Raw genomic sequence first — 24,917 nt, 5'->3', positions numbered from 1 at the left:
CGAGGCGCAGGACGTCAACGAAAAGCCCCGGGCTCGCGCCCGGGGCTTCGTCGTTCTGGGACAGGAGCCGGGATGGCCTCAGGCCACGGCTTCCTTGGCGCGCTCGGCGCGCTTGCGGTCATTCGGGTCCAGCCAGACCTTGCGCAGGCGGATGGCCTTCGGGGTCACTTCCACGAGCTCGTCGTCCTGGATATAGGCCAGCGCCTTCTCCAGCGTCATGCGGATCGGCGGGGTGAGGCGCACGGCCTCGTCCTTGCCGGCGGCGCGGACGTTGGTGAGCTTCTTGCCCTTCAGGAGGTTCACTTCCAGGTCGTTGTCGCGGCTGTGCTCGCCCACGATCATGCCCTGATAGATCTTCCAGCCCGGCTCGATCATCATCGGGCCGCGATCTTCCAGATTCCACATCGCGTAGGCCACGGCCTCGCCAATGTCGTTGGAGATCAGCACGCCGTTGCGGCGGCCGGCGATCTCGCCCTTCCACGGCGCATATTCGTGGAAGATGCGGTTCATGATGGCGGTGCCGCGCGTGTCAGTCAGCAACTCGCCCAGATAGCCGATCAGGCCACGGGTGGGGGCGTGGAACACGAGCCGCAGGCGATTGCCGCCCGAAGGCCGCATCTCCATCATCTCGGCCTTGCGCTCGGACATCTTCTGCACGACGACGCCCGAATGCTCCTCGTCCACGTCGATGGTGACCTCCTCGATGGGCTCGAGGATCTCGTTGGTGGCCTCGTCGCGCGAGAACACCACCTTCGGGCGCGACACGGCGAGCTCGAAGCCCTCGCGGCGCATCTGCTCGATCAGGATGGCGAGCTGGAGTTCGCCGCGGCCGGCCACTTCCATGGCGTCCTTGTCGGGCGACTCGGTGACGCGCAGGGCGATGTTGCCCTCGGCCTCCTTGAGCAGGCGGTCGCGGATGACGCGGCTGGTGACCTTGTCGCCCTCGGTGCCGGCGAGCGGGCTGTCATTGACGCGAAACTGCATCGTGACGGTGGGCGGATCGATGGGATGGGCCGGCAGCGGGCCCTCGACGGAGGGGTCGCAGAAGGTGTCGGCGACGGTGCCCTTCACCATGCCGGCGATCGCGACGATGTCGCCGGCCTCAGCCTCGTCCACCGGCACGCGCTCCAGGCCGCGGAAGCCCAGCACCTTGGAGACGCGGCCCTGCTCGATGAGCGCGCCCTTGGCGTCGAACACCTTGAAGGCCTGGTTCGGCTTCACCGTGCCGGACGTGATGCGCCCGGTGACGATGCGGCCCAGATAGGGGTTCGCCTCCAGGATGGTGCCGAGCAGGCGGAACGCGCCCTCCTCGACGGCCGGCGGCGCGACATGCTGGAGCACGAGGTCGAAGAGCGGGCCGAGGTCGGTCTTGGGGCCGTCCGGGTTCGTCGCCATCCAGCCCTGCTTGGCCGAGCCGTACAGGATCGGGAAATCGAGCTGGTCGTCGGTGGCGTCGAGCGCGGCGAAGAGGTCGAACACCTCGTTCACGACCTCGGTGGCGCGCGCCTCCGGCTTGTCGATCTTGTTGATGGCCACGATGGGCTTGAGGCCCAGCTTCAGCGCCTTGCCGACCACGAACTTGGTCTGCGGCATCGGGCCCTCGGCCGCGTCGACCAGCACGACGACGCCGTCGACCATGTTGAGGATGCGCTCCACCTCGCCGCCGAAATCGGCGTGGCCGGGCGTATCGACGATGTTGATGCGGACATCCTTCCACTGCACCGAGGTGCACTTGGCCAGGATGGTGATGCCGCGCTCGCGCTCCAGGTCGTTGGAGTCCATCGCGCGCTCGGCGACCTTCTGGTTCTCGCGGAAGGTGCCCGACTGGGCGAGGAGCTTGTCCACCAGGGTCGTCTTGCCATGGTCGACGTGGGCGATGATCGCGATGTTGCGCAGCTTCATGGGTGATCTCTCAATCGCCAAACGCCAAAGCCCGGCTCCGTGGGAGTCGGGCTGGTCCTCGGCCTGTCCGTATTCATTCGTTGCGGCGCAATAGCACACCGGGGCTCCCCGGACAACGAAGGATTGCGTCACGGGAGCGTCCCGGCGGCGGCTGACCAGCGCACGCGTCGGTAGAAGAAAGATGGGGCGCGGTTGGTGGAGAACAAGGGGGAGGTGAATAGACTCGGCCGAGCGCTCGCGTCCTTTTCGGCGCTTATGCAAAGTGCGCCTGAACTCACCACGCCAGCCTTGACACTCGACTCCCCGCCGCGCCCCCGAGAAGCAGCCTGAACGCTCTGCCCCCTACTCCCCCGCGGCGCGGAGGGGGGTGAGGGTGCGGGGGGTGCGGTCGTCGGCGGGTCTGTCGGGGAGGACGCGGCGGCGTTCGGCGATGGCGTGGCGGACCTGCTCCAGCGCCAGCGAGAAGGTGGCGAGGCGGCCGGTGTCGATCTGCTCGCGGGTGGCCAGCGCCAGCGTCTCCGAGAAGGCCTCGTCGGCCTGCACCTCGAGCTCGTCGAGCGCCTTCTGGCTCTCGGCCGTGCGGGCTTTGCGCATGATGCCGAGCAGCCTTTCGAGCCGCTGCGCCTGCTCGTGGCCGCGCGTGCGCAGCCGGCCGGCGAAGGCGGCGCCGGCGGAGGCTACGCCGCCCACCACCATGGCGATGATGTAGAACCAGTCGCCATAGCGATCCAGGAAGGTCTCCTCGTCGCCGTCCAGATAGGCGGCGGCGCCGGGATGCACCGTAATGCGGGCGCCCTTCTCGGTGTCGGGCGCCTCGATGCGGGCGGCCAGCGGCACGGCGGCGGCGAGATCCGGCCGCATCTCGTAGAGACGGCGGGTGAAATCGGTCACCAGCGAGTCCGCCAGCTTGGACTGGGCCACGATGCGGTAGACTGCCGCGATGGTGGAGACCGACTCGCTCGGCTTCGGGGGCGCGCCGCCGAAGGCCCCGCGGACGATCTGCAGGCTGTCATAGGCGGTCGTGCGCTGCGCGATGGCGTCCGCCTCGGCGATGGGCAGGAACACCGGCGCGGAGCCGTTGGCCGCCGCCACCGCCGCCACGACGGCCGGGACGAGGTTGCCGGTGACGGGCCCCACGGCCAGCACCACGTCCACCCGGCGGTCGCGCACGGCGGGCAGCACGTCGTCGGGATCGAGCGTGACGCGCGCCACCTCGTGGCCGGGCACCTCATATTGCTGCAGGATGGTCTCCAGCAGCCGGTCGTTCACGGGGGAATGGCGCAGCACGCCCACGGTCTTGCCGCGCAGGTCGCCGACGCCCGAGATGGCGCTGCCTCCCGGAGCCAGCAGGACGGCGGCGTTGCGGTGCAGGATGGCGACGAGCTGGCCGGCGGCCGGCGTCGCGAGGTCGCTGCGCACCACCGCGAGGTCGGCCTTGCCGTCGTCGAAGGCCGCGGCCGCCTCGGCCGGACCGGGCACCGTGACGATGCGCAGCCGGATGGCGGCGCGGTCCCGGCGCAGGTTCTGCGCCACCGCGTGGACGAGCTTGGCGTCTTCGCTGGTGGGCGGACCCACCGCGACGGTCAGCTCGGTGGGGCGCGAATAGGCGTAGGCGGCGGCCACGACCGCGAGCGCGACCGCAAACATTCCGGCCGCCATGAACAGCGCTCGTTTCATCCGCAGCGGCTACGCCTCCGGGCCGGGCCCGGCCCCGCCTGGGGCCGACGCATCCCGAGAAAGGTGGATCGCGACCCGGTACCCGGCAAGTGTGGCGCCCTCGCGGCGGCCACACGGATGCGTGATCGGGGCTTACAGCCCGTGCTTGCGCTTGCGCGCGCCCAGCGTGCGCAGGCGCAGGGCGTTGAGGCGGATGAAGCCCTGGGCGTCGCGGTGGTCGTAGGCCACGGCGCCTTCCTCGAAGGTGACGAGGTCCTGGTCGTAGAGCGAGTAGGGGCTTTCGCGGCCGATCACCCAGGCGGAGCCCTTGTAGAGCTTCAGGGTGACGCGGCCGGTGACGGCCTCCTGCGACTTGTCGATCATGGCCTGCAGCATCTCGCGCTCGGGCGAGAACCAGAAGCCGTTGTAGATCAGCTCGGCGTATTTCGGCATCAGCTCGTCCTTGAGATGCGCCGCGCCGCGGTCGAGCGTGATGGATTCGATGCCCCGGTGGGCGAAATACAGGATCGTGCCGCCGGGCGTCTCGTACATGCCGCGGCTCTTCATGCCGACGAAGCGGTTCTCGACGAGATCGAGCCGGCCGATGCCGTTGGCGCGGCCGAGCTCGTTGAGCCTGGTCAGCAGGGTGGCGGGCGACATCCTGACGCCGTCGATCGCGACCGGGTCACCCTTCTCGAAGTCCATCGTGATGACGGTGGGCGTATCGGGCGCCTGCTCGGGGTCGATGGTGCGGGAGTAGACGTAGTCCGGCACCTCGTTGGCCGGGTCCTCCAGCACCTTGCCCTCCGAGGAGGCGTGCAGCAGGTTGGCGTCCACCGAGAACGGCGCCTCGCCGCGCTTGTCCTTGGCGATCGGGATCTGGTTCTGCTCGGCGAATTCCAGCAGCTTGGTGCGGGAGGTGAGGTCCCACTCGCGCCAGGGCGCGATGATGGTGATGTCGGGCTTCAGCGCGTAGTAGCCGAGCTCGAAGCGCACCTGGTCGTTGCCCTTGCCGGTGGCCCCGTGCGACACGGCGTCGGCCCCGACGCGCTCGGCGATCTCGATCTGCTTCTTGGCGATCAGCGGACGGGCGATGGACGTGCCCAGCAGGTAGAGCCCCTCATACTGCGCGTTGGCGCGGAACATCGGGAAGACGTAGTCGCGCACGAACTCCTCGCGCACGTCCTCGATAAAGATGTTCTCGGGCTTGATGCCGAGCAGCAAAGCCTTGTCGCGCGCCGGGCCGAGCTCCTCGCCCTGGCCGAGATCGGCCGTGAAGGTCACGACCTCGCAGCCATAGGTGGTCTGCAGCCACTTGAGGATGATGGAGGTGTCCAGCCCGCCCGAATAGGCGAGCACGACCTTGTTGACGCGCTTCTCGGCCATGATCGTCATCTCTCTGCCGCCGGCGTGGTCGTCGTGACCCCGTTCGCCGGCCTGCCGCGGGAGGAGCCTCGCGGCTCCTGAAATCGCGCGGGACTATAGGCAAGGCCATGCCCGGCGCAAGCGCGGCCTTCGAATATGAGGCCTGGGCCGGAAAATGCGCAGGGTCGTTCGAATGCGACGGATCGGCTTAATGCACCCGGAACGCGCAATGATCAATGAGACAACTCTCACTTGCCACTTAGTGGCTTGAACATTGCGAGTTGTTGCATGGCTTACGGCGTCTATGTGGCCCCCACGGGCAAGAGCACGGTGGATGGTGTGTTGTCCGGCCTTCGGTGGAACACCGGGACCCTCACCTTCAGCTTCCCGACGACGGCGAGCCAATACGGCTCCGACTATAATTGGGCCGGCGCATCGGCGGAGACCCGCCAGAACTTCACCGCCTTCACGGCGGCGCAGCAGACCATGGTCCGCTCGGTGCTCGCCGAGTATTCGTCCTTCGCCAACCTGACCTTCACGGAGACGACCGGCGGCGCCAGCGACATGCGCTTCGGGCGATCGAGCGCCGTGGACGGGAGCGGCGCCTATGCGTGGGCCTACTATCCCTCCGGCGGTCCCGGCGGCGACGTCTGGTTCATGCGGAACTGGTCCACCCCGCCCCAGATCGGGACGTTCGATTATCTCGCCACCATGCACGAGATCGGCCACGCGCTGGGCCTGAAGCACTCGTTCGAGACCAGCGGGTCGTTCGGGGCCATGCCGTCCAACCTCGACGGCAACGACTTCACGATCATGTCGTATCAGGCGTTTCCGGGGGCGGGCTACAACGTCGTCAACTACGCGGGCAGCTACGCGCAGACGCCGATGCTGTACGACATCCAGGCGCTGCAGAGCCTCTACGGGGCGAATTTCAACAGCAATGCGGGCGCGACCACCTATCGGTGGAGCCAGACCACCGGCGAGATGTTCATCAACGGCGTCGGCCAGGGCGCGCCGGCGGGCAACCACATCGAGATGACGCTGTGGGACGGCGGCGGCTTCGACACCTACGACTTCTCGGCCTATACGCGCGGCCTGCGGATCGACCTCAATCCGGGCTCGTGGGTCACCGAGACCACCCTGGCCGGCTCGCAGGTGGCGCAGTTCAGCCCCACCGCCTACGCGCCCGGCACGATCGCCAACGCGTTCCTGTACAACGGCGACACGCGCTCGCTGATCGAAGCCGCCAATGGCGGCTCGGCCAACGACATCCTGGTCGGCAACCAGGCCAACAACCTGCTGAACGGCAACGCCGGCAATGACACGCTTCAGGGCGGGGCCGGCGCCGATACGCTGATCGGCGGTCTCGGGGCCGACAGCCTCGACGGCGGCGACGGCTTCGACACGGCCTCCTATGCGGCCGCCACGGGCGGCGTCACGGTGGATCTCGGCACGGGGCTGGGCGCCGGCGCCGAGGCGGCCGGCGACGCCCTGATCCGGGTCGAGGCCGTGGTCGGTTCGGGCTTCAACGACATCCTGCGGGGCGACGCCAACGCCAACCTGCTGGATGGCGGCGCGGGCCTCGACCAGCTCTTCGGCGGGGCCGGAGCCGACACGCTGCTGGGCGGCGCCGGGGACGACCTGCTGGTCGGCGGGGCCGGCGCGGACTCGCTGGACGGCGGCGCCGGCGTGGACACCGCGAGCTACGCCACCGCGACGGCGGGCGTGGCCATCGACCTGCTCACGGCGGCCAACCAGAAGGGCGACGCCGCCGGCGACGTCTTCACCGGCGTGGAGCATTGGCTCGGCTCCGCCTACGCGGACAGCTTCGTGGCCGACAACGCCGGCCGCTGGTTCGACGGCGCCGCCGGCGCCGACAGCATCAAGGGCGGAACGGGCGCGGACGCGCTGTTCGGCGGCGCCGGCGACGATGGGCTGTCGGGCGGCCTCGGGGCCGACACGCTGACGGGCGGCGACGGCTTCGACACCGTCTCGTACGCCGACTCGGCCGCGGCCGTGTCCGTGAACCTGCAAAGCGGCGCGGTCTCCGGCGGCACGGCCGCGGGCGACGTCATCTCGGGCTTCGAGGCGGTGGTCGGCTCGTCCTTCAACGACGTGCTCACGGGCGACGCCGGCGCCAACCGCCTGGAGGGCGGCGGCGGAGCGGACCAGCTCTATGGCGGCGCCGGCGCCGACACCCTGCTGGGCGGGGCGGGCGACGACATCCTGCAGGGCGGCCTCGGCGCCGACTCGCTGGACGGCGGAGCGGGCTTCGACACCGTGAGCTACGCCAACGCGCTGGCGGGCGTGCGCCTCAGCCTCGCCGACGCCACGCAAGGGCTCGGCGACGCGGCCGGGGACCTCTTCGTCGGAATCGAGGCCGTGATCGGCTCGTCCTACGCCGACATGATCACCGGCGATGCGCTCTCCAATCGCCTCCAGGGCGGCGGCGGAGCCGACACGCTGGTGGGCGGCGGCGGCGCGGATACGCTGTCGGGCGGCGCCGGGGTCGACGTGTTCGTGTTCAGCGCCGCCGCCGGGAAGGACGTGATCAGCGACTTCGTCGCGGCGGGCGTCGACCACGACGTGATCCGTCTGCTCGGCACGTCGATGACCAACTACGCCAGCCTGCTGAAGGCCTCGGCCCAGGTCGGCGCGGACGTCTGCATCTCGCTGTCGGCCAACGACACGATCACGCTCAGCAACGTCACGCTATCGAACCTCGCCGTATCGGACTTCCTGTTCGTCTGAGGACGCATCGCGGGCCGCGGGGGCGCCTTGCAAAGCCCCCCGGCGCTGCTACCGTCCGGCCCATGCAGCCCCATGTCGACTTCTGGTACGAGTTCGCCTCCACCTATTCCTTCCTGGCCGCGGAGCGGATCGAGGCGCTCGCGCAGGAGCGCGGCGTCGCCGTGCGCTGGCGACCCTTCCTGCTGGGCGTCATCTTCAAGGCCCAGGGCTTCGCGACGACGCCCTTCAACCTGCAGCCCGTGAAGGGCCGCTACATGTGGCGGGACATGGAGCGCTGGTGCGACCGGCTGGGCCTGCCGCTGACGCGGCCGGAGCCGTTCCCGCAGAACAGCCTGCACGCGGCGCGCGTCGCGATCGCGCTGCCCGAGGACGCCCGGCCCGCCTACTCCAAGGCGGTGTTCCGGCTGGAGTTCTGCGAGGGCCGCTCGATCGCCGATCCCGAGGTGATCGCCGACGCCGTGCGGCAGACGGGGTTCGAGCTGGAGCCGGCCGTGACGGCGGCGCAGACGGACCTCGTCAAGCACGCGCTGCGCAAGGAGACCGAAGAGGCCGAGCGGCTCGGCATCTTCGGCGCGCCGGCGCTCGTCACCCCGGACGGGGAGCTCTTCTGGGGCAATGACCGGCTCGAAGAGGGGCTCGACTGGGCCCGGGGCCGCAGGTGAGCCTCGCCGGCGACGAGTTGGAGCGCTACGCCCGCCACGTGGTGCTGCGCGAGGTCGGCGGGCCGGGGCAGCAGAAGCTGCGCGCCGCCCGCGTGCTCGCCATCGGAGCGGGCGGCCTCGGCGCGCCGATGATCCAGTATCTGGCGGCGGCCGGGGTGGGGACGATCGGGATCGTCGACGACGACGTCGTTTCGCTCTCCAACCTGCAGCGGCAGGTGATCCATGGCACGCCCGATATCGGCCGCCCCAAGGTGGAGAGCGCCGCGGAGGCGGTCGCCAGGCTCAATCCTCATGTGAAGGTGGAGCAGCATCGGCTGCGGCTGGACGGCCGCAACGCCGAGGCGCTCGCCGCCGCCTATGACGTCGTGGCGGACGGGTCCGACAACTTCGAGACCCGCTACGCCGTCGCGGATGCCTGCTTCCGGGCGAAGCGGCCCCTGGTGACGGGCGCGCTCGGCCCCTTCGACGCGTCGCTGACGACCATCAGGGCGCATGAAAACGGCCCGGACGGCGCGCCAAACCCGACCTATCGCTGCCTCTTTCCCGAACCGCCCCCGCCCGGCTCGATCCCGGCCTGCGCCGAAGCGGGCGTGCTCGGCGCGCTGGCGGGGATGGTCGGCAGCATGATGGCGCTGGAGACGCTGCGCGAGATCGTCGGCTTCGGCGAGGGCCTCGTCGGGCGCCTGCTGATGATCGACGCCCGCAGCATGCGCTTCGAGACCGTGCGGTATGGCTGGGACCCGGAGAACCCGCTGAGCGGCGTCGCCGCGCGGCGCTGAAGGCCGGCGGCGGCGCGCGCTGCGGGGCGGCTCAGGCCGCCGGCATCGCGGTCTCGACGAGTCTGGCCCAGTAGCTCACGCCCACCGGGATGGCCTTGTCGTCGAAATCATAGCCGGGATTGTGCAGCCCGGCCGTGTCGCCGTTTCCGGTGAAGATGAAGGCGCCCGGACGGGCGAGCAGCATGTAGGAGAAGTCCTCCGCCCCCATGGTGGGCTGCACGGCGGCGTTCACCCGGTCGTCGCCCACCACCTGCGCGGCGACGTCCGCCGCGAAGGCGGTCTGGGCCTCGTGGTTCACCGTGCACGGATAGCCGCGATCGTATTGAAGCGTCGCGACGGCCCCGTGCAGGGCGGCGACGCCGGTCGCGATCTCGTGCATGCGGGCCTCCACGAGGTCCTGCACCTTGGGGTTCAGGGTGCGGACGGTGCCTTTCAGGGTGGCGCTCTGGGGCAGCACGTTGAAGGCGTCGCCGGCGCGCACATAGGTGACCGACACCACCGCCGCCTCCAGCGGATCGACGTTGCGCGACACGATCGTCTGGAAGGCCGTGATGATCTGGGTCGCCACCATCACGGTGTCGATGGAGGCGTGCGGATGCGCGGCGTGGGCGCCGCGGCCGGCGATCTCCAGCGTGAAGCGGTCGGCCGCCGCCATCAGCGGGCCGGGGCGCAGCGCGAAGGCGCCGACCGGCAGGCCGGGCATGTTGTGCATGCCGTAGACCTCGGTGACGCCGAAGCGGTCCATCACGCCGTCCTCCACCATGGCGCGGCCGCCGCCGCCGCCCTCCTCGGCCGGCTGGAAGATCACCACCGCCGTGCCGGCGAAATTGCGGGTCTCGGCCAGGTAGCGGGCCGCGCCCAGCAGCATGGAGGTGTGCCCGTCATGCCCGCAGGCGTGCATCTTGCCCGGCGTCTGCGACGCGTAGGGCTTGCCGGTTTCCTCCTGGATCGGCAGCGCGTCCATGTCGGCCCGCATGGCGATCACCTTGTCGCCCGGCAGGCGGCCCTTGATGACGCCCACGACGCCGGTCCTGCCGACGCCGGTGACGACCTCGTCGCAGCCGAACTCCTTCAGCTTCTCGGCGACGATCCCGGCCGTGCGGTGGACGTCGTAGTCGAGCTCGGGATGCGTGTGGAAGTCCTGTCGCCAGGCGGCGATCTCATCGGACAGGGCGGCGACGCGGTTGATGATCGGCATGGGGGACGCTCGGTTCTGCAGGCGGCCGGCTCTGCCGGGCGCAGGGTTGGGGCGGCCAGCAAATCGGATGGCCCAGCTTTGGTCAACGGCGGCGATCCGGGCGCGATCGAGGCCGGCGCCCTTGACGCAGCGCCGCGCGACGGAAAGTGTGGCCGCAACCGGAGGCTTACCTGATGCACCTGACACCCCGCGAGATGCTGGCTCGCCTCGTGGCGTTTCCCACCGTCTCGCGCGATTCCAACCTGGATTGCATTCACTTCATCAGGGACTACCTGGCGGCCCACGGGGTCGAGAGCCGGCTGGTCCCCAACGCGGCGGGAGACAAGGCGAATCTCTACGCCACGGTGGGCCCGGCCGAGGCGGGCGGGGTCGTGCTGTCCGGCCACACCGACGTGGTGCCGGTCGACGGGCAGACCTGGACGAGCGATCCCTTCACCCTGACGGAGCGCGACGGAAAGCTCTATGGCCGGGGCGCCTGCGACATGAAGGGCTTCGACGCGCTGGCGCTCGCCTTCGTGCCCGACATGCTGAGGGCGGGGCTGAAGCGGCCCGTCCATCTCGCGCTGAGCTATGACGAGGAGGTGGGCTGCCAGGGCGCGATCGCGATGGTGGACGAGATGGCCGCCCGCACCCCGACGCCCTCGGCCGTGATCGTCGGCGAGCCCTCGCGCATGAAGCTGGTCAACGGCCACAAGGGGTCGGTGTCCTATTTCACCACCGTGCGCGGCCATACGGTCCATTCCAGCCGGATCGACACCGGCGTGAGCGCCACCATGGTGGCGGCCCGGCTGGTGACCTGGCACGACGACGTGATGGAGGAGAACCGGCGCAACGCCGATCCGGCGAGCCCGTTCGAGCCGCCCTACACCACGCTGCATTGCGGCTACATCCGCGGCGGGACGGCCGCCAACGTGGTCGCCGACCGGTGCGAGTTCGTCTCGGAGGTCCGCGCCATCCCGACCGAGGATCCGTGGGCGTTCAAGGCCCGCTTCGAGGCCTATGTGCGCGACGTGATCGAGCCCCGGATGCGGCGGATCGCCCCGGACGCCGGCGTCGACATCGTCCACCGGGCCGCCGTGCACGGGCTTCGTCCCGAGCCGGACGGGGCGGCCGAGCGCCTCGTGCGCCGGCTGACGGGCGACAACGCCGTGGGCGTCGTGTCCTACGGCACGGAGGCGGGGCTGTTCCAACGGGCCGGATGGTCGACCGCGGTGTGCGGCCCGGGCGACATCGCCCAGGCCCACCAGGCCGACGAGTACATCGAGATCTCGGAACTCGAGAAGGGCGCGCGCTTCATGCGGGGCCTGATCGCCGACCTGGCCGCCTGAGCGCATCGTTTGAAGCCGAAAACCGCTGGACCGCGCGCCAAAAGCCCGTCTACTCTCGCGACTTCGCGCCGGACCGGCGCGTAAAACAACCAATCCCGGAGATCGACGACCGTCGCTGTCGAGGGGACGCGGCGGCGGTTCATCCGGAACGGAGGGTTTCACTCGATGCTTCGCAAGGTTCTTTTCGCGGCCGCAGCGGCCCTGGCGTTGTCCGCCGGGTCAGCCGCGGTGGCGCCGGTCTCGGCCGCCACCCTGCGCTACGCCAACCAGGGCGACCTCAAGTCGCTCGACCCCTACACTCTCAACGAGACGACGACGAACGCCCATCTGGGCAACGTCTATGAGGGGCTGACCTCGCGCGGCAAGGACCTGGCCATCGGACCCGGATTGGCCGAACGCTGGGAAACCCCCGAGCCGACGCGCTGGCGCTTCTACCTGCGCAAGGGCGTGAAGTTCGCCAATGGCGAGGACTTCACCGCCGACGACGTGCTGTTCTCGGCCGACCGCGTGCGCGCCACCGGGTCGAACTTCACGACGCGCATTCCCAAGGACGCCAAATTCGTCAAGGTCGACGACCACACCGTCGACGTGGTGCTGTCGTCGCCGAACCCCATCCTGCATTACCAGTGGGACACCTGGTACATCATGTCGAAGAAGTGGGCCGAGGCGAACAACGCCGTCGCCCCCACTCCGGCCAGCGCGACGACGCCGAGCTACGCCTCGCTGAACGCCAACGGCACGGGCCCGTTCAAGATCGAGAGCCACCAGCCGGGCGTGAAGACCGTGTTCAAGCCGAACCCGGGCTGGTGGGGCAAGCCGGAGCATAACCTCACCGAGGTGATCTTCACCCCGATCAACTCCGACTCGACCCGCGTCGCGGCGCTGCTGTCGGGCGAGGTCGACATCATCGAGCCGGTTCCGATCCAGGACATCCAGCGCATCAGCCAGACCGGCAACGCCCAGGTGCTGACCGGCCCCGAGCTGCGCACCATCTTCCTCGGCTTCGACCAGACCCGCGATGAACTGCTGGAATCGAGCGTCAAGGGCAAGAACCCCTTCAAGGACGTGCGCGTCCGCGAGGCGTTCTACAAGGCCATCGACATCGAGGCGATCAAGAGCCGCGTCATGCGCGGGCTGTCGACGCCCTCCGCGCTGATGATCGCGCCCGAGCTGTTCGCGCTGTCGAAGGACTTCACCCGCCCGAAGGTGGATCCGGACGGCGCCAAGAAGCTCCTGGCCGAGGCGGGCTATCCGAACGGCTTCGAGGTCGGGATGGACTGCCCGACCGACCGCTACGTCAATGACGGGGCGATCTGCCAGGCCGTGGTCGGCATGCTGGCGCGCGTGGGCGTCAAGATCAACCTGAACGCCCAGCCCAAGGCGCAGTACTTCGCCAAGATCCTGAAGCCCAACGGCTACAAGACCTCGTTCTACCTGCTCGGCTGGACGCCCGGCACGCTCGACAGCCACAATGTCCTCTACGACATCATGGGCTGCCGCGACGACGCCAACGTGGCTCGCGGAGAGACGAACCTGGGCGGCTACTGCAACAAGAAGCTCGACGCGCTCACCGACCAGGTCCTCGTGGAGACCGACGTCAACAAGCGCAACCAGCTCATCAAGCAGGCCTTCCAGATCGGCTTCGACGACTACTCCTACATTCCCCTGCACCAGCAGTCGCTGGCCTGGGGCGTGGCCAAGAACGTGAAGCTGGTGCAGCGCGCCGACAACCAGGTGCTGCTGTACTGGATCACCAAGCAGTAAGCCCGATCGTCCCCGGCGCCTTCAGCGGGCGCCGGGGACATCCGCCGATCTCCCCCGATGGGGCGACGGCGCGGGATCCCGGCCCCGTTCCCGCCTGAACGGTCCGGCGGACGCCCGCTCAGACCATCCGCAAGGCCCCACGAAAGAGGACCATGCTCGCTTTCATCCTGCGCCGCCTGTTCCAGTCCGTCCTGGTGCTGCTCTCCGTCGGCGTGATCGCCTTTGCGCTGTTCAGGCTCGTCGGCGACCCGGTCAACCAGATCGTCTCCATCGACACTCCTTCCGAGCAGCGCGAGCAGATCCGCAAGGATCTCGGGCTCGACGATCCGTCGATCGTCCAGTTCGGACGCTATCTCGTCCGTGCGGCCCGGTTCGACTTCGGCATCTCCTACCAGTTCCGCCAGCCCGTCTCGACGCTGATCGGCGAGCGCATGCCGGCGACGCTGGAGCTCACCCTGATGGCGGCCCTGATGTCGCTCGTGGTCGGGATCCCGATGGGCGTCTACACGGCGCTGCGGCGCGGCTCCTTCCTGTCGAGCGTGTTCATGAGCGTGTCGCTGATCGGCGTGTCGCTGCCCACCTTCCTGATCGCCATCCTGCTGCGCTGGATCTTCTCCGTGCAGCTCGGCTGGCTGCCCTCCTTCGGGCGCGGCGCCGTCGTGTCGCTCGGCTGGTGGTCCACGGGCCTGCTGACCGTCAGCGGGATCAAGGCGCTGATCCTGCCGGCGATCACGCTCGGCCTGTTCCAAATGACGCTGATCATGCGCCTCGTCCGGGCCGAGATGCTGGAGGTGCTGCGCACCGACTACATCAAGTTCTGCCGGGCGCGCGGGCTCTCTGACCGGGCCGTCCATTTCGGCCATGCGCTGAAGAACACGCTGGTGCCGGTGATCACCATCGCGGGCCTGCAGCTCGGCTCCATCATCGCCTTCGCGCTGATCACCGAATATGTGTTCCAGTGGCCCGGCATGGGGGCGCTGTTCCTCGGCGCGGTGCAGAATGTCGACATCCCGATCATGGCGGCGTATCTGCTGCTGGTGTCCTTCATCTTCGTCGTCGTGAACCTCGTGGTCGACATCCTCTACGCGGTGGTCGACCCGCGCCTCCGCGCCAACATGCAGGCCGCCTGATGGCCGACGTCACCTCCCCCCTGTCGACCCAGACGCCGGACCCGCGCTCGCGCTACGCCCGCTTCCGGGATTCCGACCTGCTGGCGAGCTTCCTGTCGTCGAAGCTCACGATGGTCTCCGGCTTCGTCACCGTGCTGATGATCCTGGGCGCCTTGCTGGCGACCTGGATCGCGCCGACCAACCCCTTCGACCCGGCCAGCGTCGACCTGATGAACTCGCTGTTCCCGCCCCGCTGGATCGAGGGCGGGGATCCGCGCTTCCTGCTCGGCACCGACAACCAGGGCCGCGACCTCTGGTCGGCGATCCTGTACGGGATGCGGGTGTCGCTGATCATCGGCATCGTGGGCGTCATCATCGCGGCCACGCTGGGCATCGGGCTTGGACTGCTGGCCGGCTATGTGGGCGGGCGGGTCGACGCGCTGATCATGCGCGTGGCCGACATCCAGCTCACCTTCCCGGCCATCCTGATCGCGCTGGTCATCGACGGCGTGGTTCGGTCGGTGTTCAAGGGCCTCGGCCGCGAGCAGACCGCGTTCAGCGTGCTCGTGGTGTCGATCGGCCTGTCCTTCTGGGTCCAGTACGCGCGCACCATCCGCGGCTCGACCATGATCGAGAAGAACAAGGACTATGTGCACGCGGCGCGCCTGATGGGCGTTCCGGCCTGGCTGATCATGCTGCGCCACGTCCTGCCCAACGTGATCGGCCCCGTGCTGGTCATCCTCACCATCAATCTCGCGCTGGCCATCATCACGGAGGCCACGCTGTCCTTCCTGGGCGTCGGCCTGCCGCCGACGCAGCCTTCGCTGGGCACGCTGATCCGCATCGGCAACGACTTCCTGTTCTCCGGCGAATGGTGGATCGTGGCCTTTCCGGGCGTGACGCTGGCCGTGTTCGTTCTGGCCGTGAACCTGCTCGGCGACTGGCTGCGCGACGCCCTCAACCCGAAATTGCGATGACCGAACCCGTCCTTTCCGTCCGCGACCTCTGCGTCGAGTTCGTCACCCGACGCGGCGTGCTGCGCGCGCTCGACCGCGTCTCCTTCGACATCCACAAGGGCGAGGTGCTGGGGGTCGTCGGCGAGTCCGGCGCCGGCAAGTCAGTGACCGGCTCGGCCGTCATCGGGCTGATCGAACCGCCCGGCCGCATCGCCTCCGGGGAGGTGCGGCTGCAGGGCGAGCGCATCGACACTCTCTCGCCCGAGGCCATGCGGCATGTGCGCGGCAAGCGCATCGGCATGGTGTTCCAGGATCCGCTGACCAGCCTCAACCCGCTCTACCGGGTGGGCGACCAGCTGACCGAGACCATCCGCACGCATCTGCCGCTGAACGCCGCGCAGGCGCGACGCCGGGCCATCGAGCTGCTCGCCGAGGTCGGCATCCCGGCGCCCGAGCGGCGCATCGACGGCTACCCGCACGAGTTCTCCGGTGGCATGCGCCAGCGGGTGGTGCTGGCCCTGGCGCTCTGCGCCGAGCCCGAGCTGGTGATCGCCGACGAGCCCACCACAGCGCTGGACGTCTCCGTGCAGGCGCAGATCATCACGCTGCTGAAGCGCATCTGCGCCGAGCGCGGCACGGCGGTGATGCTCATCACGCACGACATGGGGGTGATCGCCGAGACCGCCGACCGCGTGGCCGTGATGTATGCCGGGCGCGTCGCCGAGATCGGGCCGGTCCGCGAGGTGGTCAGCCGGCCGTTCCACCCCTATGCGGCCGGCCTGATGGGCTCCATTCCGACCCTGGAGAGCTCCGCCGACCGCTTGGTGCAGATCCCCGGCTCGATGCCGCGCCTCACCCGCATCCCGGCCGGCTGCGCCTTCAACCCGCGCTGCCCGCACGTGCATGACCGCTGCCGCGTGGAGCGGCCGGAGCTCCTGAGCCGCGGCGACCATCTGGTCGCCTGCCACCTCTATGACGAACCAGGCGTCGACGCCGAGGCCCTGGTGCAGCGCGACCGGGTCGCGGCCGCGGTCAGGCCCTCGGCGGTCGCCGGAGGCGTCGCATGAGCGCCGAGGCCGACCCGCACTTCGTCGACATCCGCGACCTGCGCCGCGTGTTCGACGTCTCCAAGCCCTGGCTCGAGCGGACGCTCGCGCGTGAGGGACGCCAGCACCTGAAGGCGGTCGACGGCGTGACGCTGACCATCCGGCGCGGCGAGACCTTCGCGCTGGTCGGCGAGTCCGGTTCCGGCAAGTCGACGGTGGCCCGCATGGTGGTGGGCCTGCTCCGACCCACGTCCGGCGAGGTGATGATCGATGGCGTCTCGATGACGGCGTCCAAGGACGCCGCCGCCCGCAAGAAGCTGCGCCGCCGCATCCAGATGATCTTCCAGGATCCTTACGCCAGCCTCGATCCGCGCTGGCGGGTGGGCCGGATCATCGCCGAGCCGATTCGGGCCTTCGGCCTCGCCCGGGAGCAGGGCGTCGAGGCGCGGGTCGGCGAGCTCCTGCGCCTCGTCGGGCTCGACCCGGCGGACGCCGCCAAGTTCCCGCACGAGTTCTCGGGCGGGCAGCGCCAGCGCGTCGCCATCGCGCGCGCGCTCGCGGCGGAGGCTGACTTCATCGTCTGCGACGAACCCACTTCGGCGCTCGACGTGTCCGTCCAGGCCCAGATCCTGAACCTGATGAAGGATCTCCAGGACCGGCTGGGACTGACCTATCTGTTCATCAGCCACAACCTCGCGGTGGTGCGCCACATGGCGGCGACCATCGGGGTCATGTATCTCGGCCGCGTCGTCGAGGTCGCGCCGGCCAAGCGGCTCTTCTCGCATCCGCGCCACCCCTATACGCGCATGCTGCTCGACGCGGTGCCGGATCTGGCCATGTCGGGCCGGCCGCGCACGCCTGTGCAGGGCGAAATCCCCAACCCAATCTCGCCGCCCTCGGGATGCACCTTCAATCCGCGTTGCGCGCTCGCCAATGACCGCTGCCGGCGCGAAATCCCGCCGCTCGCGGACGGCGTCGCGTGTCACGCCGTGCATGAGGGCCGGGCCGACGCCAGCGCGTTGCCGCAGGTGGCCGGCTTCTAGGGCCTCAGCACGGGACGCTGGGCCCGGTTCGCGCCCGGTCCAGCCGGAGTCGCCGGCGCCGGCTTGGCGTCGGCCTCGGCCGTCTCCGGGGCGCGGCCCGGCTTCGGCCGGCTGGTGCGGTACTGGCCGCGGTCCACCGCGATGATGGTCACCGCGCCGAGCACGAGGGTGGAGAGCCACCAGGCCTGGGCCGCGCCCTGCCCGAGCGCCGCCAGCGTGAACGCGACGGTCAGCATCATCAGGGCGCCGGGGCTGGCCCCCGGCGACAGCCGCTTCGATCCCACGACGGCGCGCGCCAGCAGCAGCGCGAGCGCGGCGGCGCCCAGGAAGCCGAGCTCGAACCAGATCTCGAACAGGAGGCCGCTCGGCGATCCCGCCGGCAGGAGCCCCGCCAGGCGCGCCCGCAGGGCGGTGTCGAGCCCGTGGCCGGTGAGCAGGCGCAGCGGCTGGTCCGTGACGATGCGGCACCAGACCCGGATCGCGTCGGCCCGCGCGCTGGAGACCCCGAAGACGAGCTTGACCAGAGGCCGCAGCGCGAAGGGAACGAGGGGGGCGGCCAGCACGAGCCCGGGCAGGAGCGCCAGCGCCACGCGCCGCCCCAGCCGGGGATTGACGGTGGCGCAGGCGTAGACCAGCGCGCCCAGCACCAGCGCCACGAGCGCGGGCAGGTTGTCGCCGAGGATCAGGGCCGCCGTCACGGCCGCCACGAGGGCGAAGCCGGAGGCGAGCCTGTCCTTGGAGAGCAGCCATGTCACGGCGGCGGGCGCCAGAACGACGGTGACCAGCAGTCCCCGTTCCAGCAAGGCGCGGTCGAGCTCGGGATCGGGGCTGCGGCCGGACGCGGCCCGCCATGCGATGGCGAGGGCGGCCAGGGCGGCCAGGCCCGCCCCGATCGGCATGAGATAAAGGTTGGTGACGCGCATGCGGTCCGGCAGGCTCGACACGGCGACGAGGCCGACCAGCGCGGACGCCGAGAGGTTCAGCAGGCGTTCGGTCGCCTCGGAGGGGAACGGCGTCCACAGGAGCGACAGCGCCGCCCAGAAGGCCAGGAACACCGCGACGCCGGCTGTCGGGGTCAGCAGCGAACGGACCGCCCGGTCGAGCGGCTGGCGCCCCTCGCTCTCGATCGCGCTCGCCAGCACCATGAGGGCGATGCCGATGGGCGCGGCGACGACGAGGCCGCGCCGCGACCCGACCGCCAGCAGCGGCGCGGCCACGACCAGGATGGCGAACCCGAACCGGCGCAGAAGGCCTGCCGCATCCAAGGCGGGGTTGACGGACGGGCGGGCGGAGCGGGCCATGACGAGAGAGCGGGTTCCTGGGAGGGGACGAACCTGAACCGCGGCAGCTTAGCGGCTGGGCCTCCTCCCGACTGTGCGCCGCAAGCCACACCCCGTCTTCCTTTTTCGCAACCGCGAGACGTAATTTGAAGGGTGCGCACGGCGGCGCTCCCCTTCGTCCCGGCGCGGGGCATCAGGACAGGTCCATCGAGGCGGGCCGAAGGGCTTCTCACCCCGGCCCTCTCCCCGTCCCGGAGCGAGGGAGTGCACTCCGGCAAGGCGATCGAGGAGATCGGCGAGGCCTGAGCCCCGCCGTCGGCCGCTCAGACGCTGCGGGTCGCGCCGCCGTCGATGCGGATCTTCGAGCCCGTCACATAGGAGGCGGGCTCGCCCGCCAGGAACGCCACCACGTTGGCGAATTCCTGCGGCGTGCCGTAGCGGCCGGCCGGGATGGCGGCGCGCGAGGCTTCGGCGATCTTCTCGACGGAGACGTTCTGGCGCTCGGCGTTGGCCTTGTCGAGCTGGCCCAGCCGCTCCGTCTTGATGCGGCCGGGCAGGACCATGTTGACCGTGATTCCGTCCCCCGCGACTTCGGCCGCCAGCGTCTTGGACCAGCCCAGCACGGCCGAGCGGATCCCGTTGGAGAGCGCCAGATTGGGGATCGGCTGCTCGATTCCCGACGACGCCACCGTGATCACCCGGCCCCATTTGCGCTCGCGCATCGGGGGAAGCAGACGCTGCGTGAGGTGGAACAGGTTCGCCGCCATGCCCTGGAACTGCGTGATCCAGGCGTCGCGCTTGACCTCGGCCGCCACGCCGGGCGGAGGCCCGCCGGTGTTGTTGACCAGGATGTCCACCCCGCCCTGCGCCAGCAGGGTCTCGCAGGCCGCGTCCACCTGGGCGAGGTCGCCGGTGTCGAGCCTGACGGCGGAGACGCGGCCCCGCGCGTCGGCCGGCAGTTCGGCGATCCAAGCCTCGATCTTGTCGACGCTGCGCGCGGCGGCGAACACGGTCGCGCCCTCGAGCGCCAGCGTACGGGCGATCGCGGCGCCGAGGCCGCGGCTCGCGCCGACCACCAGCGCCTTCTTGTCCTTCAATCCGAGATCCATGGCGGCGTCATCCCATTCAGGTCGGCCCGGCCGGGCCTTGCGCCCGTCGGCCGGGCGGAGAGGCCGGGAGCCTAATGCCGCGCCCGGGCGGTTGGAAGGGCCGCCGGCGCAACCGCTCCATGAGGGATTGCGAGGTCGGGCCGAACGCTCGCCCGCCTCGGGCGTTGCATCCGGGCGCGCGCGGACGCGTCGACCACACCACAAGGCCGCATGACCCGGATCCTCACCTACAACGTCCATCGCTGCCTGGGAATCGACGGCGTTCTCGATCCGGGCCGCATCGCGGCGGTGATCGCCGCCTGCCAGCCGGACATCGTGGCGCTGCAGGAGGTCGACGTGGGACGCCTGCGGACGGGCGGCGTGGACCAGGCCCGGGCGATCGCCGACCGGCTCGGCATGCAGATGCATTTCCACCCGGCCTTGCGGGTCATGGAGGAGCAGTATGGCGACGCCATCCTGACGGCGCGGCCCTCGCGCATCGTCAAGGCGGGCGCGCTTCCGGGCCTCCGGTCCAGGCCCGGCATCGAGCCGCGCGGGGCGCTGTGGGCCGCCGTCCAGGCGCAGGGCGGCGAGGTGCAGGTGATCAACACCCATATGGGCCTGCGCGGCCAGGAGCGGCTGAACCAGATCGAGGCGCTGTTGGGTCCGGAGTGGCTCGGCCACCCCCGCTGCGCCGATCCGGTGATCCTGCTGGGCGACTTCAACGCGGCGCCGCGCTCGCGGGCCTATCGGCGCGTCGCGGCGCGGCTGCGCGACGCGCAGACTTCGCCTGCATCGGCCAGGGCGCAGGCGACCTTCCCCAGCCGCATGCCGATGCTGCGCATCGACCACGTGTTCGTGTCGGGCGGCGTCGAGGTGACCCGGGCCGAGACGATCCGGACGCCGCTGGCCCGGGCCGCATCGGATCACCTGCCGCTGCTGGTGGAGTTCCGGCTGACCCGGCCGAGTTCCCCCTCCCTGCGGATCGAGGCCGGGCGGGACGCGCCGCTCCGGGCGGAGGCGGCCCCCGCATGACGGTCGCCCAGGACGCGGGAGCCGCCCCGCAGGCCCGAGACGAGCCCCGGTCCGGCGCGCGCCACGCCGGCGCCCGCAAGCGCCTCTGGTCGCGAGCCTTCGCGATCGCGGCGGTGGCGCTGTCGGCCTTCCTGATCTGGCGCACGCTGCGCCAGCACAGCTTCGACGAGATCGTCGCCTCCGTGCAGGCTGTTCCGGGTTCGCGCCTCGCCGCGGCGGGCGGCTTCGCGGCGGCGAGCTATGTGGCGTTGACCGGCTTCGACTGGCTGGCGCTGCGCTATCTCGGGAAGCCCCTGCCCTATTGGAAGGCGGCGCTCGCCTCTTTCACGAGCCTTGGCCTCGGCCACAGCATCGGCTTCGCGGGCCTGAGCAGCGGGGCCATCCGGTATCGCTTCTACTCCCGCTGGGGGCTCGGCGTCAGCGACGTCGCCAAGCTGGTCGTGTTCTGCGGCGCCACGGTCGGGCTCGGCCTGCTGGCGCTGGGCGGGGCAGCGCTGCTGCTGCGCCCGGACCTCGGCGCGAAGGTGATCGGCCTCGGCGAGGGCTGGGTCGTCGCGCTCGGGGTCGCCTGCCTGGCGCTCACGGCCGCCTATGTGGCGCTCTCCGCCTGGGGGCCGCGAGCCGTCTCGATCCGCGGCTGGTCCATCGAGACGCCGCCCGTGAGGCTGGCGCTGGCGCAGGTCGTGGTGGGGGCGGTGAACTTCGCGCTCGTGGCCGGCTGCCTCCACCAGGCGCTGGCCTCGCAGGCCGAGGTCGACTACCTGTCGGTCGCCTCGGTCTACGTCATCGCCAACACGGCCACGATGATCACCCACGTGCCGGGCGGGCTCGGCGTCATCGAGAGCGTGGTCGGCGTGCTGCTGCCGGGCGCGAACCTGATCGGCGGGCTGCTGGCGTTCCGGGCGATCTACTTCTTCGTCCCGCTCGTCCTTGCGGGGGCGACGTTCGGGATCAGCGAGTTGCTCCACCGCCGTCGCAAGGCCGAGCGATGAGCTATTTGCCGGTCTTCACCTTCTGCCAGCCCCGGGCGATCTGCTTCTGGATGCGCTCGTCCGGGGCCGGGACGGCGAACAACCGCCGCACGGCGTCCGGCGCCGGATAGACTGCGGCGTCGTTGGCGATCTCGGGCCTGACCAGCGGCCTGGCGGCCAGCACCGCGCTGGCGTAGCCCACCGCCTCGACGTTCCGGGCGGCCACGTCCGGCCTCAGCATGAACTCCACGAATGCGTAGGCCGCGTCCCTGTGCGGGGCGTCTCCCGGGATGACGAGCGAGTCGATCCAGATGGGCGCACCCTCGCGCGGAACCAGGAAGGCGATCTCGACGCCGTTCTCCGCCTCCCTGGCCCGCTTGCGGGCCTGCACGACATCCGCCGAACTGGCCGCCGCCAGGCAGGCCTCGCCGCTCGCCAGCCCGTTGGCGGCCTCCGCCGTCCCGTAGCGGGCGATGGCGGTGCGGGTCCGGAACAGCGTGTCGGTGGCGCGGTCGATGTCGGGCGGGCGCTTCAGGTCCGGCGGGAGCGCCAGCATGCGCAGGACGGCCGCGTAGATGTCGTCCGGCGCATCGGCGAGCATGACGCCGCAATCCTTGAGGCGGCCCACCTCCGTCCGGAACGCCATGTCCCAGCCGCCGTTCTGGCGGTCGCCCAGCCGCTCGCGGATCTTGGCGACGTTGTAGCCGATGCCGAACGCGCCCCACATATAGGGCGCGGCCGTCCCGAGGGGGTCGAAGGCGCGCAGGCGGTCGGCGACCTCCGGCCAGACGGACTTCAGGCCGGGCAGCCGGGTCCGGTCGAGCCGCGACAGGACGCCTTTGGCCGAGAGCCGCTGGACCATCGGCCCGGACGCCGCCACGACGTCGTACCCCGCCTGGCCGCCGGCGAGCCTCGCCTCGGCGGCGTCGGGCCCGTCATAAGGGTCGTACAGGATGGTGACGCCGGTCTCGCGGGTGAACCGGTCCAGCATCGCGGCGTCGAAATAGTCGGGCCAGGCGTAGAGGGTCAGCGATTTGGCCGCGGGCGCGGCCGGGGTCTGGGCCTGGACCGGGCCGGTCAGTAATCCGACCGCCGCGAGAGCCGAGGCGCCCAGGATGCGAAGGAGAGCCAGAGCGCCAGGACCCGCCACGGCCGCCTCAGGCCGCCTGCCGGGCGACCGAGCCCAGGCGGGCCAGGGCGCCGTCCAGAACCTCGTCGCCCTTGGCGAAGCAGAACCGCACCACGCTCCTGATCGGATCCTGCGCGTAGAAGGCCGACACGGGGATCGCGGCGACGCCGTGCTGGCGCACGAGACGCTCGCAGAAGGCGACGTCGTCGGTCTCGCCGAGCGGGCCGATGTCGAGATTGAGGAAGTAGGTTCCGGCGCTCGGCAGGACGGCGAGGCCGCGTTCCTTCAGCCCGTCGGCGAAACGGTCGCGGCTGCGCTGCAGGTCGCGCCGCATGCCCTCGAAATAGGCATCGTCCTTGCCCAGCCCGTAGGCCACCGCGGCCTGGAGGTTGGGCGGCGTCGTGAAGGTGAGGAACTGGTGCGCCTTGGCGAGGACGCGCAGGATCTCCGGCGCGGCGCAGACGAAGCCGACCTTCCAGCCCGTGAGCGAGAAGATCTTGCCGGCCGAGCCGATCTTGACGGTGCGGTCGCGCATGCCCGGGATGGACAGCATGGAAAGGTGCCGCAGGCCGTCGAACACCACGTGCTCCCACACCTCGTCGCACACCGCGACCGCGCCGCTGCGGATGCAGAACCGGGCGAGAAGCTCCATGTCCTCGCGGCCATAGACGACGCCGGCGGGATTGAGCGGGTTGTTGAAGAGAACGACGCGCGTGCGCGGCGAGAAGGCCTCCTCCAGCATCTCCTGCGTGAAGCGCCAGTGCGGGGGCTGCAGGCGCACGAAGCGGGGCACGCCGCCGGCCCGCAGCACCAGCGGCAGATAGGCGTCGTAGAGCGGCTGGAAGAGAACGACCTCGTCGCCCGGTTCGATCAGCGCCATGAGGGCGCCGGCCAGCGCCTCCGTGGCTCCGGAGGTGACCATCACCTCGCGCTCGGGATCGAGTTCGACGCCCTGGTGGTGGGCGTAATGGCTGGCGACGGCCTGGCGCAGCTCGGGCAGGCCCATCATGGGCGGATACTGGTTCCAGCCCGTCATCACGGCGTCGGCGGCGGCGCGGCGGACGTCCTCGGGGCCGGGCGAGTCCGGGAAGCCCTGGCCGAGATTGATCGCCCCGGTCTCCCGCGCCAGGCGCGACATGACCTCGAACACGGTGGTGGGCAGGTCGGCGAAAATCGGGTTCATCGAACGGCTCCGACGCAACGACGGGGGCCGTGCTTAGCACGACCCCCGGTCGCGGCTCAAACCGCCGGACGGACGGCCCCGGTCAGCGGGGGGCGCGCTTGGCCAGGATCCGCTGCAGGGTGCGTCGATGCATGGCCAGGCGCCGCGCCGTCTCTGAGACGTTGCGTCCGCACAGTTCGTACACGCGCTGGATGTGCTCCCAGCGCACCCGGTCCGCCGACATGGGGTTGGCCGGCGGCGCGGCGCGCTCGTCGCCGGTCGCCTTCAGGGCGGCGTCGATCTCGTCCGCGTCGGCCGGTTTCGACAGGTAGTCATAGGCGCCGAGCTTCACGGCCGTCACCGCAGTGGCGATGTTGCCGTAGCCGGTCAGGATGATGCCGCGGGCCTCCGGACGGCGCTCGTTGAGCTCCGCCAAGACGTCCAGGCCGTTGCCGTCGGCGAGGCGCATGTCGATCACGGCGAAAGCCGGCGGCTTCGCCCTGATCGCGGCCACGCCGTCCTGAACGGTCTCGGCGGTCGCGACCTCATAGCCGCGCGCCTCCATGGCCCGCGCCAGGCGGGTCAGGAACGGGCGGTCGTCATCCACGATCAACAGGGACGACTCGGTCGAACTGAGCGCGGCTCCTGCCGCGCGGGGGGATAGTTGGTCCAACATGGCTTTGCACAGCCTCC

Annotated in this window: 20 protein-coding genes; 11 read left to right on the top strand and 9 right to left on the bottom strand. The window is 70.4% G+C overall.

The window, feature by feature from the left end; genetic code table 11:
* Window positions 1-78 precede the first annotated feature (78 nt).
* From typA to ABEG18_RS26620, 3 genes are all read right to left on the bottom strand, one after another.
* Window positions 79-1,902: a translational GTPase TypA gene (gene typA / locus ABEG18_RS26630; protein ID WP_406856036.1), complete on the bottom strand. Its 1,824-nt coding sequence runs from the start codon at window positions 1,900-1,902 to the stop codon at window positions 79-81.
* 342 nt (window positions 1,903-2,244) lie between these two features.
* Complete coding sequence (locus tag ABEG18_RS26625) at window positions 2,245-3,561, bottom strand: TAXI family TRAP transporter solute-binding subunit (RefSeq protein WP_406856035.1); 1,317 nt, start codon at window positions 3,559-3,561, stop codon at window positions 2,245-2,247.
* A 150-nt stretch (window positions 3,562-3,711) separates the two neighbouring features.
* Window positions 3,712-4,944, bottom strand: a complete 1,233-nt coding sequence (locus tag ABEG18_RS26620) for an argininosuccinate synthase (protein WP_406856034.1) — start codon at window positions 4,942-4,944, stop codon at window positions 3,712-3,714.
* Window positions 4,945-5,211: 267 nt separating this feature from the next.
* On the opposite strand from ABEG18_RS26620, the gene ABEG18_RS26615 reads away from it, so the two are divergent.
* The 3 genes from ABEG18_RS26615 (at window position 5,212) to ABEG18_RS26605 (ending at window position 9,115) form a co-directional block, all read left to right on the top strand.
* Entirely contained in the window at window positions 5,212-7,674 is a 2,463-nt protein-coding gene (locus tag ABEG18_RS26615; RefSeq protein WP_406856033.1) for a M10 family metallopeptidase, read from the top strand.
* A gap of 62 nt (window positions 7,675-7,736) precedes the next feature.
* On the top strand, window positions 7,737-8,336 hold the full coding sequence (locus ABEG18_RS26610) for a 2-hydroxychromene-2-carboxylate isomerase (RefSeq protein WP_406856032.1): 600 nt from the start codon (window positions 7,737-7,739) through the stop codon (window positions 8,334-8,336).
* Entirely contained in the window at window positions 8,333-9,115 is a 783-nt protein-coding gene (locus ABEG18_RS26605; RefSeq protein ID WP_406856031.1) for a HesA/MoeB/ThiF family protein, read from the top strand. The genes ABEG18_RS26610 and ABEG18_RS26605 overlap by 4 nt, the downstream gene beginning before the upstream one ends.
* A gap of 31 nt (window positions 9,116-9,146) precedes the next feature.
* Here the strand turns inward: ABEG18_RS26605 and ABEG18_RS26600 are convergent, their stop codons facing one another.
* On the bottom strand, window positions 9,147-10,313 hold the full coding sequence (locus ABEG18_RS26600; protein WP_406856030.1) for a M20 aminoacylase family protein: 1,167 nt from the start codon (window positions 10,311-10,313) through the stop codon (window positions 9,147-9,149).
* A 173-nt stretch (window positions 10,314-10,486) separates the two neighbouring features.
* Between ABEG18_RS26600 and argE the strand changes: the two genes are divergently transcribed.
* The 6 genes from argE (at window position 10,487) to ABEG18_RS26570 (ending at window position 17,559) form a co-directional block, all read left to right on the top strand.
* A complete protein-coding gene (gene argE, locus ABEG18_RS26595; protein ID WP_406856029.1) occupies window positions 10,487-11,641 on the top strand; it encodes an acetylornithine deacetylase in 1,155 nt (384 codons plus the stop codon).
* A gap of 165 nt (window positions 11,642-11,806) precedes the next feature.
* Window positions 11,807-13,405 (top strand): ABC transporter substrate-binding protein, encoded by a 1,599-nt coding sequence (locus tag ABEG18_RS26590; RefSeq protein WP_406856028.1) that lies wholly within the window; start codon window positions 11,807-11,809, stop codon window positions 13,403-13,405.
* Window positions 13,406-13,557: 152 nt separating this feature from the next.
* Window positions 13,558-14,535, top strand: coding sequence for an ABC transporter permease (locus tag ABEG18_RS26585; protein ID WP_406856027.1), 978 nt, complete (start codon window positions 13,558-13,560; stop codon window positions 14,533-14,535).
* Window positions 14,535-15,491, top strand: coding sequence for an ABC transporter permease (locus ABEG18_RS26580; protein WP_406856026.1), 957 nt, complete (start codon window positions 14,535-14,537; stop codon window positions 15,489-15,491). The genes ABEG18_RS26585 and ABEG18_RS26580 overlap by 1 nt, the downstream gene beginning before the upstream one ends.
* A complete protein-coding gene (locus ABEG18_RS26575; RefSeq protein WP_406856025.1) occupies window positions 15,488-16,537 on the top strand; it encodes an ABC transporter ATP-binding protein in 1,050 nt (349 codons plus the stop codon). The genes ABEG18_RS26580 and ABEG18_RS26575 overlap by 4 nt, the downstream gene beginning before the upstream one ends.
* Window positions 16,534-17,559, top strand: a complete 1,026-nt coding sequence (locus ABEG18_RS26570; RefSeq protein WP_406856024.1) for an ABC transporter ATP-binding protein — start codon at window positions 16,534-16,536, stop codon at window positions 17,557-17,559. Before ABEG18_RS26575 ends, ABEG18_RS26570 begins: the two co-directional genes overlap by 4 nt.
* Here ABEG18_RS26570 and ABEG18_RS26565 read toward each other — a convergent pair.
* Window positions 17,556-18,860 (bottom strand): peptide ABC transporter permease, encoded by a 1,305-nt coding sequence (locus ABEG18_RS26565; protein WP_406856023.1) that lies wholly within the window; start codon window positions 18,858-18,860, stop codon window positions 17,556-17,558. The two genes, ABEG18_RS26570 and ABEG18_RS26565, sit on opposite strands and share 4 nt — an antisense overlap.
* Window positions 18,861-19,162: 302 nt before the next feature.
* Window positions 19,163-19,948: an SDR family oxidoreductase gene (locus ABEG18_RS26560; RefSeq protein ID WP_406856022.1), complete on the bottom strand. Its 786-nt coding sequence runs from the start codon at window positions 19,946-19,948 to the stop codon at window positions 19,163-19,165.
* A 210-nt stretch (window positions 19,949-20,158) separates the two neighbouring features.
* Here ABEG18_RS26560 and ABEG18_RS26555 point away from each other — a divergent pair, with 210 nt between their 5' ends.
* Both ABEG18_RS26555 and ABEG18_RS26550 read left to right on the top strand, forming a co-directional pair.
* Window positions 20,159-20,962, top strand: a complete 804-nt coding sequence (locus tag ABEG18_RS26555; RefSeq protein ID WP_406856021.1) for an endonuclease/exonuclease/phosphatase family protein — start codon at window positions 20,159-20,161, stop codon at window positions 20,960-20,962.
* Window positions 20,959-21,954, top strand: coding sequence for a lysylphosphatidylglycerol synthase domain-containing protein (locus tag ABEG18_RS26550; RefSeq protein WP_406856020.1), 996 nt, complete (start codon window positions 20,959-20,961; stop codon window positions 21,952-21,954). Before ABEG18_RS26555 ends, ABEG18_RS26550 begins: the two co-directional genes overlap by 4 nt.
* Before the next feature lies 1 nt (window position 21,955).
* On the opposite strand, the gene ABEG18_RS26545 is transcribed toward ABEG18_RS26550, so the two are convergent.
* From ABEG18_RS26545 to ABEG18_RS26535, 3 genes are all read right to left on the bottom strand, one after another.
* Window positions 21,956-23,083, bottom strand: a complete 1,128-nt coding sequence (locus ABEG18_RS26545; protein ID WP_406856019.1) for an extracellular solute-binding protein — start codon at window positions 23,081-23,083, stop codon at window positions 21,956-21,958.
* Window positions 23,084-23,090: 7 nt separating this feature from the next.
* Window positions 23,091-24,245, bottom strand: a complete 1,155-nt coding sequence (locus ABEG18_RS26540) for an aminotransferase (RefSeq protein ID WP_406856018.1) — start codon at window positions 24,243-24,245, stop codon at window positions 23,091-23,093.
* 82 nt (window positions 24,246-24,327) lie between these two features.
* The gene (locus tag ABEG18_RS26535; RefSeq protein WP_406856017.1) at window positions 24,328-24,900 is read right to left on the bottom strand and encodes an ActR/PrrA/RegA family redox response regulator transcription factor; all 573 of its coding nucleotides are present in this window, start codon (window positions 24,898-24,900) and stop codon (window positions 24,328-24,330) included.
* Window positions 24,901-24,917: the final 17 nt, after the last annotated feature.

It is taken from the genome of Alsobacter sp. KACC 23698 (assembly GCF_045348435.1).
Classification (GTDB): domain Bacteria; phylum Pseudomonadota; class Alphaproteobacteria; order Rhizobiales; family Beijerinckiaceae; genus Alsobacter.
Note: the sequence above shows the minus strand (reverse complement) of the source record. Positions and strands in the feature narration are given on the sequence as shown.

Bases quoted from the DNA above. Each gene is read 5' to 3' on its own strand.
- typA (WP_406856036.1), bottom strand. From the start codon at position 1,902: ATGAAGCTGCGCAACATCGCGATCATCGCCCACGTCGACCATGGCAAG.
- ABEG18_RS26625 (WP_406856035.1), bottom strand. From the start codon at position 3,561: ATGGCGGCCGGAATGTTTGCGGTCGCGCTCGCGGTCGTGGCCGCCGCC.
- ABEG18_RS26620 (WP_406856034.1), bottom strand. From the start codon at position 4,944: ATGGCCGAGAAGCGCGTCAACAAGGTCGTGCTCGCCTATTCGGGCGGG.
- ABEG18_RS26615 (WP_406856033.1), top strand. From the start codon at position 5,212: ATGGCTTACGGCGTCTATGTGGCCCCCACGGGCAAGAGCACGGTGGAT.
- ABEG18_RS26610 (WP_406856032.1), top strand. From the start codon at position 7,737: ATGCAGCCCCATGTCGACTTCTGGTACGAGTTCGCCTCCACCTATTCC.
- ABEG18_RS26600 (WP_406856030.1), bottom strand. From the start codon at position 10,313: ATGCCGATCATCAACCGCGTCGCCGCCCTGTCCGATGAGATCGCCGCC.
- argE (WP_406856029.1), top strand. From the start codon at position 10,487: ATGCACCTGACACCCCGCGAGATGCTGGCTCGCCTCGTGGCGTTTCCC.
- ABEG18_RS26590 (WP_406856028.1), top strand. From the start codon at position 11,807: ATGCTTCGCAAGGTTCTTTTCGCGGCCGCAGCGGCCCTGGCGTTGTCC.
- ABEG18_RS26585 (WP_406856027.1), top strand. From the start codon at position 13,558: ATGCTCGCTTTCATCCTGCGCCGCCTGTTCCAGTCCGTCCTGGTGCTG.
- ABEG18_RS26580 (WP_406856026.1), top strand. From the start codon at position 14,535: ATGGCCGACGTCACCTCCCCCCTGTCGACCCAGACGCCGGACCCGCGC.
- ABEG18_RS26575 (WP_406856025.1), top strand. From the start codon at position 15,488: ATGACCGAACCCGTCCTTTCCGTCCGCGACCTCTGCGTCGAGTTCGTC.
- ABEG18_RS26570 (WP_406856024.1), top strand. From the start codon at position 16,534: ATGAGCGCCGAGGCCGACCCGCACTTCGTCGACATCCGCGACCTGCGC.
- ABEG18_RS26565 (WP_406856023.1), bottom strand. From the start codon at position 18,860: ATGGCCCGCTCCGCCCGCCCGTCCGTCAACCCCGCCTTGGATGCGGCA.
- ABEG18_RS26560 (WP_406856022.1), bottom strand. From the start codon at position 19,948: ATGGATCTCGGATTGAAGGACAAGAAGGCGCTGGTGGTCGGCGCGAGC.
- ABEG18_RS26555 (WP_406856021.1), top strand. From the start codon at position 20,159: ATGACCCGGATCCTCACCTACAACGTCCATCGCTGCCTGGGAATCGAC.
- ABEG18_RS26550 (WP_406856020.1), top strand. From the start codon at position 20,959: ATGACGGTCGCCCAGGACGCGGGAGCCGCCCCGCAGGCCCGAGACGAG.
- ABEG18_RS26540 (WP_406856018.1), bottom strand. From the start codon at position 24,245: ATGAACCCGATTTTCGCCGACCTGCCCACCACCGTGTTCGAGGTCATG.
- ABEG18_RS26535 (WP_406856017.1), bottom strand. From the start codon at position 24,900: ATGTTGGACCAACTATCCCCCCGCGCGGCAGGAGCCGCGCTCAGTTCG.